General features: G+C 72.2%; 14 protein-coding genes and 1 riboswitch. Of the genes, 10 read left to right on the top strand and 4 right to left on the bottom strand.

Translation table 11 applies throughout. The features are described 5' to 3' along the window. The first annotated feature begins 234 nt into the window (after positions 1–234). Positions 235–365: riboswitch (FMN riboswitch) on the top strand. A 154-nt stretch (positions 366–519) separates the two neighbouring features. The 9 genes from ribD (at position 520) to J8403_RS08775 (ending at position 8,722) form a co-directional block, all read left to right on the top strand. After that, complete coding sequence (gene ribD / locus J8403_RS08815) at positions 520–1,629, top strand: bifunctional diaminohydroxyphosphoribosylaminopyrimidine deaminase/5-amino-6-(5-phosphoribosylamino)uracil reductase RibD (protein WP_211122683.1); 1,110 nt, start codon at positions 520–522, stop codon at positions 1,627–1,629. A gap of 1 nt (position 1,630) precedes the next feature. Next, on the top strand, positions 1,631–2,338 hold the full coding sequence (locus J8403_RS08810; RefSeq protein ID WP_211122682.1) for a riboflavin synthase: 708 nt from the start codon (positions 1,631–1,633) through the stop codon (positions 2,336–2,338). Continuing rightward, a complete protein-coding gene (locus tag J8403_RS08805) occupies positions 2,335–3,666 on the top strand; it encodes a bifunctional 3,4-dihydroxy-2-butanone-4-phosphate synthase/GTP cyclohydrolase II (RefSeq protein WP_246585765.1) in 1,332 nt (443 codons plus the stop codon). Before J8403_RS08810 ends, J8403_RS08805 begins: the two co-directional genes overlap by 4 nt. A gap of 54 nt (positions 3,667–3,720) precedes the next feature. Continuing rightward, a complete protein-coding gene (gene ribH / locus J8403_RS08800) occupies positions 3,721–4,206 on the top strand; it encodes a 6,7-dimethyl-8-ribityllumazine synthase (RefSeq protein WP_211122681.1) in 486 nt (161 codons plus the stop codon). Between the two features lie 36 nt (positions 4,207–4,242). Further along, positions 4,243–4,515: a phosphoribosyl-ATP diphosphatase gene (locus J8403_RS08795; protein ID WP_014056301.1), complete on the top strand. Its 273-nt coding sequence runs from the start codon at positions 4,243–4,245 to the stop codon at positions 4,513–4,515. Between the two features lie 48 nt (positions 4,516–4,563). After that, on the top strand, positions 4,564–5,412 hold the full coding sequence (gene hisG, locus J8403_RS08790; RefSeq protein ID WP_211122680.1) for an ATP phosphoribosyltransferase: 849 nt from the start codon (positions 4,564–4,566) through the stop codon (positions 5,410–5,412). 53 nt (positions 5,413–5,465) lie between these two features. Beyond that, the gene (locus J8403_RS08785) at positions 5,466–5,918 is read left to right on the top strand and encodes a PH domain-containing protein (RefSeq protein WP_211122679.1); all 453 of its coding nucleotides are present in this window, start codon (positions 5,466–5,468) and stop codon (positions 5,916–5,918) included. Positions 5,919–6,233: 315 nt separating this feature from the next. Then, positions 6,234–7,607, top strand: a complete 1,374-nt coding sequence (locus tag J8403_RS08780) for a hemolysin family protein (protein WP_211122678.1) — start codon at positions 6,234–6,236, stop codon at positions 7,605–7,607. Then, complete coding sequence (locus J8403_RS08775; protein WP_211122677.1) at positions 7,604–8,722, top strand: hemolysin family protein; 1,119 nt, start codon at positions 7,604–7,606, stop codon at positions 8,720–8,722. The genes J8403_RS08780 and J8403_RS08775 overlap by 4 nt, the downstream gene beginning before the upstream one ends. A 137-nt stretch (positions 8,723–8,859) precedes the next feature. Here J8403_RS08775 and J8403_RS08770 read toward each other — a convergent pair whose 3' ends face one another. Further along, positions 8,860–10,749, bottom strand: a complete 1,890-nt coding sequence (locus J8403_RS08770; protein WP_211122676.1) for an AAA family ATPase — start codon at positions 10,747–10,749, stop codon at positions 8,860–8,862. Between the two features lie 399 nt (positions 10,750–11,148). Continuing rightward, positions 11,149–11,778: a uridine kinase family protein gene (locus J8403_RS08765; RefSeq protein ID WP_211122675.1), complete on the bottom strand. Its 630-nt coding sequence runs from the start codon at positions 11,776–11,778 to the stop codon at positions 11,149–11,151. A gap of 172 nt (positions 11,779–11,950) precedes the next feature. On the opposite strand from J8403_RS08765, the gene J8403_RS08760 reads away from it, so the two are divergent. Beyond that, a complete protein-coding gene (locus J8403_RS08760; RefSeq protein WP_211122674.1) occupies positions 11,951–13,372 on the top strand; it encodes a peptidase C39 family protein in 1,422 nt (473 codons plus the stop codon). 57 nt (positions 13,373–13,429) lie between these two features. Here the strand turns inward: J8403_RS08760 and rfbB are convergent, their stop codons facing one another. Both rfbB and J8403_RS08750 read right to left on the bottom strand, forming a co-directional pair. Then, entirely contained in the window at positions 13,430–14,419 is a 990-nt protein-coding gene (gene rfbB / locus J8403_RS08755) for a dTDP-glucose 4,6-dehydratase (RefSeq protein WP_211122673.1), read from the bottom strand. Next, a complete protein-coding gene (locus tag J8403_RS08750) occupies positions 14,416–15,672 on the bottom strand; it encodes a helix-turn-helix domain-containing protein (protein ID WP_211122672.1) in 1,257 nt (418 codons plus the stop codon). The genes rfbB and J8403_RS08750 overlap by 4 nt, the downstream gene beginning before the upstream one ends. Positions 15,673–15,782: the final 110 nt, after the last annotated feature.

Raw genomic sequence — 15,782 nt, 5'->3', positions numbered from 1 at the left:
GATGCCGACGAGGGCCCGGCGTCCCCGCGGGTCGCCGGGGTGGGCGTGGGCCCGCGGTCGGCGGCGGTGGCGTCCCGGGGGTGCCGGGGGCCGGGGGCCTGCCCACGGTTTCGGGGAGGGGCGGGGTGGGGGATCTGACCCGGCCCGGGGACCTGGCGGGTGAGGGAGGCCACATGGGGCTTGCCTCCCACCTGCGCTGATGGCCATGGCACACTAGGGGCGTACCAGTGACGTCAGCGCACTCCGGGGTCGGTGAAAATCCGAACCGGCGGTTACAGTCCGCGACCCGTCCGCCGCCAGCGGCCGGTTGACCAGGTGAAATTCCTGGACCGACGGTGAAAGTCCGGATGGGAGGCAGTGCGCGGCGGTAGCGACATCACCGGTGCGCCGCCTCGGCGGTCCGTCCTTGCGCAGGCAGGGCGGGCCCTTTGCCGAACCTGGCGTGCCGGCGGCGGCGTTCCCGTTCCTTTGTCATCTCGACAGCCCCGGAGTCCGTGCCCGAAGAGGCAGGAGGACCCGGTGGCCACCGCAGCCGAAGCCCAAGCGATGCGCCATGCCGTCGCGCTCGCCGCCCGCGGCCTCGGCCACACCAGCCCCAACCCCGTCGTCGGCTGCGTCATCCTCGACGCCGGCGGCCGCGTGGTCGGTGAGGGCTGGCACCAGCGGGCCGGCGGTCCGCATGCCGAGGTCCACGCGCTGCGCGCGGCGGGGGAGCGGGCCCGTGGCGGCACCGCCCTCGTCACCCTCGAACCGTGTGACCACACCGGCCGCACCGGCCCCTGCTCCCAGGCCCTGATCGCCGCCGGGATCACCCGCGTCCACTACGCCGTCGGCGACCCCACCGCACAGGCACGGGGCGGGGCCGCCACCCTCGCCGCGGCCGGGGTCGAGGTCGAGGCCGGGCTGCTGGCCGAGGAGGCCGAGGCGGTCAACGAGCCCTGGCTGACCGCGATGCGCCGCGGCCGCCCCTTCGTACTGTGGAAGTTCGCCGCGACCCTGGACGGCCGCAGCGCCGCCGCCGACGGCACCAGCCGGTGGATCACCTCCCCCGAGTCCCGCGCCGATGTGCACCGGCTGCGCGCGGAGGCCGACGCCGTCGTCGTCGGCTCCGGCACCCTGCGCGCCGACGACCCCCACCTGGCCGTACGGGGCCGGGAGGGCGTCACCCAGCCGCTGCGGGTCGTCGTGGACACGGCCGCGACCATCAAGCCCGGCGCCCGGGCCCTGGACGACGCCGCGCCCACGCTGCTCGCCGTCGCCGAGGACGCCAGTACCGCCCATCTGCCCCGGCGGCCGGGCGTGGAGACCGTAAGGCTGCCCCGCGCGGCCGGCGGGCTCGCGATCCCCGCGCTCCTGGCCGAGCTCGACGCCCGCGGCGTGCGCTCCGTCCTGCTGGAGGGCGGGCCCACCCTCGCCGGCGCGTTCCTCGCCGCGGGCGCCGTCGACAAGGTCATCGGCTATCTCGCCCCCGTCCTGCTCGGCGCGGGCCCCGCCGCCCTCGCCGACGCCGGAATCACCACCATCGCGCGGGCGTTGCGCCTCGAGACGGCCGACGTCACCCGGCTCGGTCCCGATCTGCGCGTCACCGCCGTTCCCGTCGCCCCCGCCCCCCTCGCCGAGGAGAACTGAAGTGTTCACCGGAATTGTCGAAGAACTGGGTGAGATCGTCGCCATCGAGCACCTGGGCGACGCGTCCCGCTTCCAGGTGCGCGGCCCCGTCGTCACCGAGGGGGCGAAGCACGGCGACTCCATCGCCGTCAACGGCGTCTGTCTCACCGTCGTCGACCTCATCGAGGACGCGGAGGGCACCCGGTTCAGCGCCGACGTCATGGCCGAGACCCTGGACCGCTCCAGCCTCGGCGCGCTCGACATCGGCTCCCGGGTCAACCTGGAGCGCCCCATGGCGCTGGGCGGACGGCTCGGCGGCCACATCGTGCAGGGCCATGTGGACGGCACCGGCGCCATCGTGGACCGCAAGCTCTCCGAGCACTGGGAGATCGTGAAGATCTCGCTGCCCGCCGAGCTGAGCCGCTATGTCGTCGAGAAGGGCTCCATCACGGTCGACGGCATCAGCCTGACCGTGGTCGACGCGGGCTTCGACTACTTCACCGTCAGCCTCATCCCGACGACCCTCGCGCTCACCACGCTCGGCGTCAAACAGGCCGGGGACCCGGTCAACCTCGAGGTGGACGTGCTCGCCAAGTACGTCGAGCGGCTGCTGGGACGGGACAGCGGCGCGCAGGACAGCGGCTCGCAGAGCGACGGCCCGCGGGTCGACGCCCTGCGGAACATCGGTTTGCCGGACAACGGCACGCAGGACAAGGAGGCCACAGCATGAGCGAGGCATACGCGGTCACCGAACCGCTTCCGAGTGGCCCGGCCGCTCCCCTGCGAGCCGCGCACTGGCCCGACGAACTGGCCCTGGACCCCATCGAGCGGGCCATCGCCGACATTGCCGCGGGCCGCCCCGTCGTCGTCGTGGACGACGAGGACCGGGAGAACGAGGGCGACCTCGTCGCCGCCGCCGAGATGATCACCCCGGAGATCGTCGCGTTCATGATGAACGAGTGCCGGGGACTCATCTGCGCGCCCATGGAGGGCGCCGACCTCGACCGGCTCCGGCTTCCCCAGATGGTCGAAGAGAACACCGAGTCCATGCGGACCGCCTTCACCGTCTCGGTTGACGCCACCGCCGAACACGGCGTCAGCACCGGGATCTCCGCCGCCGACCGGGCCACCACCCTGCGGCTGCTGGCCGACCCGGCCACCGTCCCCGGCGACCTGGTGCGCCCAGGCCATATCTTCCCGCTGCGCGCCCGCCCCGGAGGTGTGCTCGCCCGCGACGGCCACACCGAGGCCGGGGTCGACCTGGCCCGGCTGGCCGGACTGCGCCCGGCGGCCGTGATCTGCGAGATCGCGGGCGAGGACGGTGTGATGCTGCGCCTGCCCGACCTGGTCGCCTTCGCCCGCAAGCACGACCTGGCGATCGTCTCCATCGCCGATCTGATCGCGTACCGCAAGCCCGCCGAGCCGCTGGTGCGGCGCGAGGCCGAGACCCGGCTGCCCACCGCCTTCGGCGACTTCCGGGCGTTCGGCTACCGCGCGTCCGACGGCGTGGAGCACATCGCGCTGGTCCAGGGCGAGATCGGGGACGGCGAGGACGTGCTGGTCCGCGTCCACTCCGAATGCCTCACCGGCGATGTCTTCCACTCGCTGCGCTGCGACTGCGGCCCCCAGCTGCACGCCGCGCTGGAGCGGGTCACCGCCGAGGGCCGTGGCATCGTCCTGTATCTGCGCGGCCACGAGGGACGCGGTATCGGGCTGCTGTCCAAGCTGCGCGCGTACGAGCTGCAGGAGCTGGGCCGGGACACCCTGGACGCCAATCTGGAGCTCGGCCTGCCCGCCGACGCGCGGGACTACGCCGCGGGCGCGGAGATCCTCGCCGATCTCGGCGTGCGCTCGCTGCGGCTGATGACCAACAACCCGGACAAGACCACGGGGCTGGTCCGGCACGGGCTGCGGGTCACCGGCCGGGAGCCGATGCCCGTCCAGGCCGGCGAGCACAACCTCCGCTATCTGCGGACGAAGCGGGACCGGATGGGGCACGACCTGCCCTGGCTGGACGGCGACCGCGCCGAGCCCGTCTCCGCCTGCGGCAACCAGTGACCACCTCGAGTACCCCCGTACACCAGCACATCAGAGAAAGCACCGAGGAGAGACGTGAGCGGTAAGGGCGCCCCCGAACTGTCCGTGAAGAACTGCGGGGACCTGCGCGTCGCCGTCATCGCCGCACAGTGGCACGAGAAGGTGATGGACGGGCTGGTCGACGGCGCCCTGCGCGCCCTCGGAGAGCTGGGCATCGACGAGCCCACCGTGCTGCGGGTGCCGGGCAGCTTCGAGCTGCCGGTGGTCGCGAAGGTGCTCGCGGGCCGCGGCTATGACGCGATCGTGGCCCTGGGCGTCGTCATCCGCGGCGGCACCCCGCACTTCGACTATGTGTGCCAGGGCGTCACCCAGGGGCTGACCCAGGTCAGCGTGGACACCGGCGTGCCGATCGGCTTCGGCGTGCTGACCTGCGACACCGAGGAGCAGGCCCTGGACCGGGCCGGGATCGCGGGCTCCAGCGAGGACAAGGGCCATGAGGCGGTCACCGCGGCCGTCGCCACCGCCACCACGCTGCGCTCGGTCGCCGAACCCTGGCGCTGAGGGGTGTCGCACGGCCCAAGTAGGATGACGGACACCATGCCCAAGAAGACGTTCGAGGAGCTCTTCACCGAGCTCCAGCAGAAGGCCGCCACGGCCGACCCCGCCACCTCCCGCACCGCCGAACTGGTCCACTCCGGTGTGCACGCCATCGGCAAGAAGGTCGTGGAGGAGGCCGCCGAGGTGTGGATGGCCGCCGAGTACGAGAGCGACGAGGCGACCGCCGAGGAGATCTCCCAGCTCCTGTACCACCTTCAGGTGATGATGGTCGCCAAGGGGCTGACCCTCGACGACGTCTACGCCCACCTCTGACACCCCCCGCCCACACCCTCACCCTCGCAACCGAAGGAAAGAGCACTCATGCTGCGCATCGCCGTCCCCAACAAGGGTTCACTGTCCGAGCCTGCGTCGGCGATGCTCCATGAGGCGGGCTACCGGCAGCGCAAGGACCGCCGGGAGCTGGTCCTCGTCGACGTGGAGAACGAGGTGGAGTTCTTCTTCCTCCGCCCCCGCGACATCGCCGTGTACGTGGGCTCCGGCCGGCTCGACATCGGCATCACCGGCCGCGATCTGCTGCTGGACTCCGGCTCCCAGGCCGAGGAGATCATGCAGCTCGGCTTCGCCGGGTCCACCTTCCGCTACGCCACCCGTCCCGGCACGGCCAAGGACGTCAGCGAGTTCGGCGGAATGACCGTGGCCACCTCCTTCTCCGGACTGGTCACCAAGCACCTCGCCGACAACGGGGTGGACGCCGCCGTGGTCCACCTCGACGGCGCCGTCGAGACCGCCATCCAGCTCGGTGTCGCCGAGATCATCGCGGATGTGGTCGAGACCGGCACCACCCTGCGCAACGCCGGGCTGGAGATCATCGGCGAGCCCATCCTGGAGTCCGAGGCGGTCGTCATCCGCCGCACCGGCGACCCCAGCGACGACCCCAAGGTCCAGCAGTTCCTCCGCCGGATGCAGGGCGTCCTGGTCGCCCGGCGGTACGTGATGATGGACTACGACATCCGGGTGGAGCAGGTGGAGCGCGCCGTCGCGCTCACCCCGGGCCTGGAGTCGCCCACCGTCTCCCCGCTGCACCACGAGGGCTGGGTCGCGGTCCGCTCGATGGTCCCCGCCAAGGACGCCCAGCGGATCATGGACGAGCTCTACGACCTGGGGGCCCGGGCCATCCTCACCACGGGCATCCACGCCTGCCGCCTCTGACGGCACGCCCCGCCCTCCCTCCCGTTCCCTCCTCATCCGAGAGGCCGACCCACGTGTCCGCCGCGCCCCCGCCCGCCCTGCCCGTCACCTTCCGGCCGACCAGGACCCGGGCCGTCCTGATGACCGTGGGCATCGCCGTCCTGGTCGTCCTCACGGTCGTCGCCCTGCTGCTGGAGCGGCTGGGGCCGGGGGAGAAGGCCAGCTTCATCATCACCGGACTGCTGTTCTTCGGGGTGCTGACGCTGCTCAGCCGCCCCAAGGTGGTGGCCGAGGAGGACGGCGTGACCGTCGTCAACCTCACCACCAAGCGGCGGCTGGAGTGGGCGGAGGTGGTCCGGGTCAATCTGCGCCCCGGCGACCCATGGGTCTATCTGGACCTCGCGGACGGCACCAGCCTGCCCGCGATGGGCATCCAGCCGGGCATCGCCAAGGCGCGGGCCATCAGCGACGCGCGGGCCCTGCGCGCCCTCGCCGAGCAACACGGCACGGGACGTGCCGTGGACTGAGCCGCCCGGCCGGCCCGCCCGGCCCCAGCAGTGCTGAGCTGCCCCTTTGTGCCCGTTTCCGCCCCTTCCGGGTGGTTCTCCCGGGACCGGTCGGCCCCTTGATCGGCACTCCAACGGCGTGAGGGGCCTGCCCGTCACGCCCCATCCTTGATTACCCTGTTGCCGGGGCCGAACGGTGCCCCGCCCCGCCTCTCCCTGTGCGTACGCACCCCGTGCGCCCCGGCGGGCTCCCCTGCGACCCGAGGAGTGACTCCCTCCGCAGATGGACGGATCGTCCTGTAGTACCTGCGCCGCCGCCGACCACAAGGCGGCGGCATGAGCACCACCCTGTCCCTTCTGCTGCTCTCCGCGGCACTTGTCCTGATCCTCGCCAACGGCTTCTTCGTGGCCGCCGAGTTCGGCCTGGTCACCGTCGAGCGGCCGGACGCCGAGCGAGCCGCCGACGAGGGCGACAAGCGCGCCCGTACCGTCGTCGAGGCGCTGCGCGAGCTGTCCTTCCAGCTCTCCGGCACCCAGCTCGGCATCACCATCACCTCGCTGATCGTCGGCATGCTCGCCGAGCCCGCGCTCGGCCATCTGCTGACCGCGCCGCTGGAGGCGGTCGGACTGCCGCACGGCGCCGTCTCCGGTGTCGCCGTCGTCCTCGGCATGCTGCTGGCCTCCGCGGTCCAGATGGTCATCGGTGAGCTGGTGCCCAAGAACTGGGCGGTCTCCCGGCCACTGCAGGTCGCCCGCTTCGTCGCGGGCCCGCAGTACGCCTTCGCCCGCTTCTTCCGGCCCGTGATCGCCCTGCTCAACACCGTGGCCAACCGGCTGGTGCGGGCGCTGGGCGTCGAGCCCACCGAGGAGCTGGCCTCCGCCCGCACCCCCGGTGAGCTGGTCTCGCTGGCCCGCCACTCGGCGCGGGCCGGCGCGATCGAGCAGGACACGGCGGATCTGTTCGTCCGCACCCTGTCCCTGGGCGAACTGACCACCCAGCATGTGATGACCCCGCGGGTGCGGGTCAGCGCGCTGCACTCCTCGGCGACCGCCGTGGATGTGCTCAACCTCACCCGGGCCACCGGGCTGTCCCGCTTCCCCGTCTACCGCCACCGGCTGGACGAGGTCATCGGGATGGTGCACCTCAAGGACGCCCTCGCGGTGCCCTCGGGAGACCGGCTGCGCACCTCCGTCAGCCGGATCGCCCAGCCCCCGCTGCTGGTCCCCGAGACGCTGCCGGTCCAGCCGCTGCTGGAGCGGCTGCGCAGCGAACAGCCGATAGCCGTGGTCGTCGACGAGTACGGCGGCACGGCCGGGGTGGTCACCCTGGAGGACATCGTCGAGGAGCTGGTCGGCGAGGTGCGCGACGAGCACGACGACGAGGCGTCGGAGACCCCGGACCTGGTGCAGGCCGTCACCGAGGACGGCCGCGCCGCCTGGGACGCCGACGGCGGCTGCCGCGTCGACACCCTGCGCCGGATCGGCCTCGACGCGCCCGACGGGCCGTACGAGACCGTGGCCGGGCTGATGGCCGATCTGCTGGCGCGGATCCCCGTCCCCGGCGACACCGCCGAGCTGCCCGGCTGGAAGCTGGCCGTCCGCCAGGTCGGCCACCACCGGGCGGAGCTGGTGCGCATCGTCCGTACGAAGCCGGGTACGCCGCTGAAGGTGACTGCCGGCGCCGCCGCCGGGGAGGGGACCGGACGATGAGTGTCGTACAGCTTCTCTTTGCCGCCCTGCTGGTCCTGGTCAACGGCTTCTTCGTGGGCGCCGAGTTCGCCCTGGTCTCGGTGCGCCGCAGCCAGATCGAACCGCGCGCGGCCGAGGGCTCCGGGCGCGCCCGTACGGTCCTGACCGGCCTGGAGAACCTGCCGCAGATGATGGCGGCCGCGCAGTTCGGCATCACCGTCTGCTCGCTGACGCTCGGCGCGGTCGCCGAGCCGACCGTCGCCCAGCTGCTGGAGCCGGTCTTCCACACCGTCCATCTGCCCGAACAGCTGGTGCACCCCCTCGGCTACGCCATCGCACTCGCCGTGGTCGTCTGTCTCCATCTGCTCATCGGCGAGATGGTGCCGAAGAACCTGGCCATGGCGGCGCCGGCCAAGACCGCGCTGTGGCTCGGCCCCGGGCTGGTCGGCTTCGCGCGGCTGTGCCGGCCGGTCACCGCGCTGCTGGGGGCGTGCGCCCGGCTGGTGCTGCGGCTGTTCCGGGTGGAGCCCAAGGACGAGGTCGAGGCCGTCTTCACCAGCGAGCAGCTGACCCATCTGGTCGAGGACTCCCGGCAGGCCGGGCTGCTCGACCCCGGTGAGCACGAGCGGCTCGCGGACGCCCTGGAGCTGGGCAGCCGCCCGATCACCGATGTCCTCCTGGACCCGGCCGGTCTGGTCACCGTCGACCCCTCGGTCACCCCCCGGGAGATCGAGGAACTGACCGTGCGCACCGGCTACTCGCGCTTTCCGGTGCGCGGCTCCGGCGGCGCCTTCATGGGCTATCTGCATGTGAAGGACGTCCTGGAGCTGGAGTTCCCGGAGCGGGCCGTGCCGCAGCGGGTCTGGCATCCGATCGAGACGCTCCGGGCGGAGCTGCCGCTGGACGACGCGCTGACCGCGATGCGGCGGGCCGCCTCCCATCTGGCGGCGGTCGCCGACGGGTCCGGCACGGTGCTGGGGCTGGTGGCCCTGGAGGACGTCCTGGAGAAGCTGGTGGGCGAGGTGCATGACCCTGCGCACCGTCGTGGTGGGGGAGGGGCCCGGGAGCGGGTGGCCGAGCCCAGGGGCGAGGCGGCGGCCTCCCTCTCCAAGGAGGAGCGAGCGATGGTCGGCTGACCGCGCGGTAGCGCCCGCGGTGGGCCTTCCCCGACCCGCATCAAATCAGCCCCTCCGGCGCTTGAGGAGCGGGGTCCGGGGCGGAGCCCCGGTTGTGGGAAGGGGCGGGCAGGGGAAAAGCCCGCCGCAGGCGCGCGCTACCCCAGGGGCGGGTCCTGGGGGTCGCGGTACATGGGGCCGCGACCGGACAGGACCTCCCCGTACGCCTGCATCAGATCCGGCAGCCGCAACGTCGCGAGGTCATCCCGCGTCGGAGTCCCACTCCACCCGGAGAGCCGCAAATCCCGATAGGCACAGCTCTTCTCGTACAGCGTGCGAAGAAACCGCCCGTTCCCCAACTCGTCGATCCAGCTCTGGTCCACCACATGGCCGCTGATGCTCCGCAGCTCCTCCACGGCCTCCTCGTCCCACACATCCCCGTTCTCCGCCGCCAGCACCTCACCGATGCGGGTGAGCTCCAGCGGGCGGTAGCTGGGGAAGTCGACGCGGGTGGTGAAGCGGGAGCCCAGGCCGGGGTTGGCGGCCAGCAGCCGGTCCATGCCCTCGGGGTAGCCCGCGAGGATCACCACGAGCCGGTCGCGGTTGTCCTCGGCGCGCTTGAGCAGCACCTGAAGCGCCTCGTCGCCGTACGCGTCGCCCTTGCTGTAGCCCGAGTTGGACAGGGAGTACGCCTCGTCGACGAAGAGCACTCCGCCGAGCGCCGAGTCGATCAGCTCATTGGCCTTCACCGCCGTCTGGCCCAGGTACTCGCCGACCAGATCGGCGCGCCCGGCCTCCACCAGATGGTCGCCGCCGAGCAGCCCGAGGGCGTAGAAGACCCGGCCGAGGATGCGGGCCACGGTGGTCTTGCCGGTGCCGGAGGGGCCGGAGAAGACGAAGTGCCGCTTGGGCGGCTGGACCGGCAGGCCCTGCCCGGCGCGCAGCCGCGCCATGTGGAGCTGCGCCGACAGCGCCCGCACCTGCCGCTTGACCGGCTCCAGGCCGACCATGCGCTCCAGCTCCTGCAGCGCGCTCTCCAGCAGCACCGGATCCGAGGGGCCGGGCTGGGAGGGCAGACCACCCCGCGCGCGGGTGCCGCCCGCGCCCACCACGGCGGGGCCCATCAGCGGCGGGCCCTCGGGCCCCTCGGCCGCGGCCCGCGGATCGCGGCCGTCGGCGGGCAGCGTATCGGCGGGGTCGGTGGTGGTGTCCCGGCCGTCCGTGGCGTCCTGGCCACCGGCGCCGGCCAGCGAGACGGCGGCCAGATCCGCGGGCTCGTCCAGCCCGTCGGACTCGGCTATCGCCGCGAGCCGCGCGGAGGTGTCCATGAAGGTGGAGTCGATGCGGTGCACCGCGCGGTAGAGGGGGAGCGCGGCGGCGCTGCGCCCGGTGCCCTCATGTGCGCGGGCGAGCCAGTAGCGCAGCTCCTTGCGCTGGGGCTGTTCGCTGCGACAGCGCATTAAGGCGGCGGCGAGCAGCGGCTCGGCCTGGCTGTACATCTCCAGCCGGACCCGCGCCATCCCGGCGAACAGACCGGCCTCGATACCGAGGAACGGATCGTCGAGCAGCGGCTCGGTGTGGCGCACCAGCTGCTCCCAGTCCTTGACCAGATAGGCGCGGCAGGCGTGCAGAAAGCGGGCCTGCGGATCGGCCTCCACCGGCGGGCAGCCGGCCAGCGCCCGGTCCAGCTCGGGCACATGGCGGCCGTCGAGCCAGTGCGAGGCGTGGGCCAGCAGCAGGTCCCGGCTGGTCTCCAGCACCGGCTGGACCCACCAGCCCAGCCAGTACCAGGAGTTGAGGGTGCGGCGGTGGCGGGCGCGCTGCTCGCCGAAGCGGTCGCGGTGCCGGTACATCCGCAGCAGCGCGGCCGCGGTGTCGGCCCGCAGCGCGTGCAGTCCGAGCCAGGCGTCGGCCATTCCGGGGTCGAGCCGGGTGGCGGCCCGGAACTCCTCCTCGGCCTGTGCGTACGCGCCCATCGTGTAGGCGTCGACGGCCCGCAGCCAGGCGAGGTCGGCCGGGGCGTGCGAACCTTGCGTGCCGAAATCCATCACGTCCCCCACAACCCCAGCCCCCGTGGATGCCGCAGGGGCGAATGCCCCTTTCGCATCGTACCTGCGCAGCCCGCATGGGCCGAGGGTGCCGCACTGTTGTTCGTCGCAATCACACAAGGTCGGGTAGGTGTGCGCGGGGGCGTGTAAGGGGCGCACATGACCTGGGGAGGATCGTCACCCAGGGTGAGGGGGTGGCGGCGCAAAGCAGCGGAAAACCGGCCCCAGACAGGACGAAGCCCCCGATCACGGGGGAACAACCGGGGGCTTCGCGTTGTGGGACGACTCGTACGAGTCGCACATTGAGAACGTAAGACCTGTATGGGCCCCAGGTCAAGCCGAGTTGGGGTACGCGTCATGCCTCGGGTGCGGGCGTCGGACGCGGTCGGAAGCACCGGTTCACGCTGTGTGAGGCCACGGGGCGTTTCCGTCGTTCGCCGCAGGTCCCGGTAGCACCTCATACCCCTCCTTTCGCTGCAGAACCAACGTTCCGGCGTACGGGCGGGAGGGGTCGGCGGCGAAATGCGCACGCTCGGCGGGCAGCCAACCGTCCCAGAATGCGGACAGCTCCGGGCCGTCCCGCAGCTGCCCGCGCCGCCAGGAGTCCCGCTCCGGCAGATCCATCCACAACAGCCGCGCCAGCTGCGGGCGCATCGCCCGGCGGCCGCTGCCCACGCCCTCCAGCAGCACCACCGGCGCGGGATCGAGCCGCCGCCGGGTGGTGGCGAAGCGGCGCTCCACCCAGTCGTACGGGGTGTAGCGCGCGGCCGTGCCCCGGGCCAGCGGGGCGAGGACCTCGCTCCGCAGCCGCCCGGCCCAGCCGAAGAGCTCCTCATGGGTGGCGAAGTCGTCCGTGTGCAGGACGGGGGCACCGCCGAGCGCCTCGGCGAGCCGCCCGGCGAAGGTGGTCTTCCCCGAGCCCGCGTGACCGTCGACCGCGACCAGCCGGACCGGACCGCAGGACGGCGGCAGCGCACGCAGGCGCCGCGCCAGCGCGTCCAGGCTGCCAACCGGTGGGTATGTTCGCATCGGGGACCACCATACGGCCCTTCCGGCTCGTTCACTCCATTGGTTCACACCAATATTGATGGAGCGGGTACCGGGGGAATCACTGGCCTGAGACCACTCGCAGCGGCCATAGTTGTGCGACTGTCGCGCACGCGCCGCCCACTGGACTGGACGACGACTGGGGGAACCCCGCATGACCAGATCTGGATCCACGCCTCGCCGCTCCGTGCTCGCCGCCGCCCTCGGCGTCGCGGGCGCCGCCGCCGTCACCACGACAGCCGCGACCGCCGGGACGGCCCGCCCGGCCGCCGCCGCGACACCGGCCTCGGGGACCCCCGAGGCCGCCGCGGCCCCGGCGGGTTCGAAGGCCGCCCGGGTGGCGGAGTACCACGGCTGGAGCGGCCACGCCGACTGGCTGGCCGGTGCCGCCAAGGGCGTCCGCGCCGAGGCCGGCGCCCGCCCGGGCATCGCGATCTCCCGCCCGCTCGGCAGCGTGGACTACACCGATCCGCACACCGGCACCAAGGCCGCCTGGGAGTACGCCACCTGGACCTCCCCGGTGCGCACGCTCTCCGTGCCCGCGACCGAGGCCATCGTCTCCTGGAACGCCCGCACCCCCGCCGGCACCTGGATCCAGATCGAACTCAAGGGCACGTATACCGACGGCTCCGCGACCCCCTGGTACGTCATGGGCCGCTGGGCCTCCGACGACGGCGCCTCCTCCATCCGGCGCACCTCGGTGGACGACCAGAGCGACGACAAGAGCTCGGTGTGGACCGACACCTTCTCCATCGACGACCCGGCGAGCGGGCTGCGGCTGGCGAAGTACCAGGTGCGGCTCACCCTCTACCGCAAGCCCGGCTCCAAGCTCACCCCCACGGTGTGGCGGGTCGGCGCGATGGGCTCGGACGTCCCCGACCGGTTCGAGGTGCCCGCCTCCACGCCGAGTCTGCCCAAGGGGCGCGAACTGCCGGTACCGCGCTACTCGCAGGAGATCCACAAGGGCCAGTACCCGGAGTACGACAACGGCGGCGAGGCATGGTGCAGCCCCACCTCCTCGCAGATGATCATCGAGTACTGGGGCCGTAAGCCCTCCGCCGCGGACCTGTCCTGGGTCAACCCGGACTACGCCGATCCGCAGGTCTGCCACGCCGCCCGGAGCACCTTCGACTACCAGTACAACGGCTGCGGCAACTGGCCGTTCAACGCCGCCTATGCCGCCACCTACCGCGATCTGCAGGGCGTGGTCACCCGGCTCGGCTCGCTCACCGACGCCGAGAAGCTGATCGGGGCCGGCATTCCGGTGATCACCTCGCAGTCCTTCCTCAAGACCGAGCTGGACGGCGCGGGATACGGCACCTCGGGCCATCTGATGACCGTCATCGGCTTCACGGCGGACGGCGACGTCATCGCCAACGACCCGGCCTCGCCCAGCAACGACGCGGTCCGCCACATCTACAAGCGGCGCCAGTGGGAGAACATCTGGCTGCGGACCAAGCGGTACGACGCGAACGGCAAGGTGGTCTCGGGCACCGGAGGCGTCTGCTACCTCTACTTCCCGGCCAAGCCCACCTCCGCCCAGCGCCGGGTGCTGGACGAACTCGGCATCCGCTGAGCGGGTGCTCGCCGTAGGGGACGCGTGCCGCCCGCTGCCGGGCGGCGCGTGATCCGCTCACCGCGTCAGGGCGGCCCTCTTCTTCAGCGGTTCCCACCAGGCGCGGTGGTCCCCGTACCACCGCACCGTCGCGGCCAGACCGTCCGCGAAGGAGATCCGCGGCTCGTACCCCAGCTCCTCGCGGATCTTGCCGATGTCCAGGGAGTAGCGCGGGTCGTGGCCCTTGCGGTCCTCGACGTGCTCGACCAGGTCCCAGCCCTGCCCGGTGGCCTCGAGGAGCATGCTGGTGAGCTCCTTGTTGGACACCTCGGCGCCGCCGCCTATGTGATAGATCTCGCCGGCCCGGCCCCGGTCCAGCGCCAGGGCGATGCCGCGGCAGTGGTCGGATACGTGCAACCAGTCGCGGACATGGGAGCCGTCCCCGTAGAGCGGGACCTTCCTGCCGTCCATCAAGTGGGTGATGAACAGCGGGATCATCTTCTCCGGGAAGTGGTACCAGCCGTAGTTGTTGGAGCAGCGGGTGACCACCACATCCAGGCCGTGGGTGCGGTGGTAGGACAGGGCCAGCAGATCCGAACCGGCCTTGGACGCGGCGTAGGGCGAGTTGGGGGCCGGCGGGCTGTCCTCGGTCCATGATCCATCGGCGATGGAGCCGTACACCTCGTCCGTGGACACGTGCAGGAACCGGCTCACCCGGTGGTCGCGCGCCGCGTCCAGGAGGACGTGGGTGCCCAGCACATTGGTGGTGACGAACGGAGCCGAGCGCAGGATGGAACGGTCCACATGGGTCTCGGCGGCGAAGTGCACCACCGCGTCATGACCGGCCATGGCCCGGTCGACGGCCTCGGCGTCGCAGATGTCGCCCTGGACGAAGCGGTAGCCGGGGTGGCCGGTCACGGGGGCGAGATTGGCGAGATTGCCCGCGTAGGTGAGCTTGTCGAACACGGTCACCGAGGCGCCGCCGGAGACGGCCAGCTCTCCCGCGAGCAGGGCCCGTACGAACTGGGAGCCGATGAAGCCGGCGCCCCCGGTGACGAATATCCTCATGAGCGAAGCGTGTCGATGCGCTTCCAGACGCGGACGGCCAGTTCATAGGCGGTCAGTTCGTCGCAGAGGGCCGCGGTGCGGCGCAGCAGCGCCTGGGCCTCCTCGGTACGGCCCAGCTCGGCCAGCGCCTCGGCCTGGACGAGGTTGGCGCGGACCAGGTCGGGGCCGGTCAGCGGCGCGGAGCCCGCGCTGAGCCGGGGGTAGACCTCGACGACCTGGGCGGCGGCGCCCACGGCCAGTTCGTAGCGGGCGCGCAGCGCGAGGATCCGGGTGGTCTCGTCGGGGGCGTCGACCATGGGGCCGACCTGCTCGGCGGCCTGCAGCCAGGGCAGCGCCGCGCCGGGGTCGCCGTCGTCCAGCAGGACATTGCCGGCCGACCGCATAAAGCGCAGCCAGTCGCGCACCGGAGTGTCGGGCGTGGTGAGCTGGGCGCGGGCCAGGTCCAGATGGTGGCGGGCGGCGGTGCCCATGCCGAGCTGGGAGTAGGCGATGCTGGAGACCCAGTGGGCCCGGCCGCGCACGGGCGGCCGGTGGCCCTCGGCGTGCGAGAGCATCTCCTTGAGCAGCAGCTCGACTTGGCCGAGGTCATTGAGCTCACAGAGCACCGAGATCAGGATGCCGAGCAGCCGGACATGCTCGAACGCGCCGGTGAGCTCGGCCGGGCCGATCTCGCCCAGCGCCGTATAAGCCGACTTGCGCGCGTCCGTCAGCCGTCCGGTGTCGCGCTGCGCGGTGGCCAGCTCGGTGAACAGGACGACGCGCAGACGCGGATCGGTCGTGGCCCACTCCTGATCGGCGAGCCGCTCCAGCAGCGCCAGCCGGTCGGGCTGCCGCCCGGCCGCCCGCAACTCCTCCTGCAGCGCCAGGCCGAGGTCGAGCTGGAGGGCGGCCGCGCCGCGCTCGACCGCGGTGGTGTAGGCGGCCGCGAGCAGCTCGGCCGCGCGGGCGTGGTCGCCCAGCTCGGCGGCGCCGCGTGCGGCGGAGCGCGCGATGACCAGGTCGAGGCCGCCGGGCTCGGTGGCGGCGGCGGAAGACCTGTCACGGCCGGTCAGCTCCTCCAGCGGCATCTGGAGCACCTCGGAGAGGTGGAGCACGAGGTCGAGTGTGGGGGAGCGCTGACCGGACTCCAGGAGGGAGATATAGCTGGCGGTCACGATGTCGCCAGCGAGTCGGCGTTGGGAGAAGCCCAACTCCTCGCGTCGCCGCCGGACACGCTGACCGAACTCTGGCTGCTGACTGTGTTCGGCTCTCATGGCTGTGACTATTGTAGCCGGGAACTCCCCTCCTGACCATCCTGTGACCTGCAAGTGATGGAGGCAGTTCGGCGTATTGACGATAGTCACCAACTAAAGTTAGCGTTTGA

Source organism: Streptomyces yatensis (genome assembly GCF_018069625.1).
GTDB classification, from domain to species: Bacteria; Actinomycetota; Actinomycetes; order Streptomycetales; family Streptomycetaceae; genus Streptomyces; species Streptomyces yatensis.
This window is presented reverse-complemented; position numbering and strand designations above follow the sequence as displayed.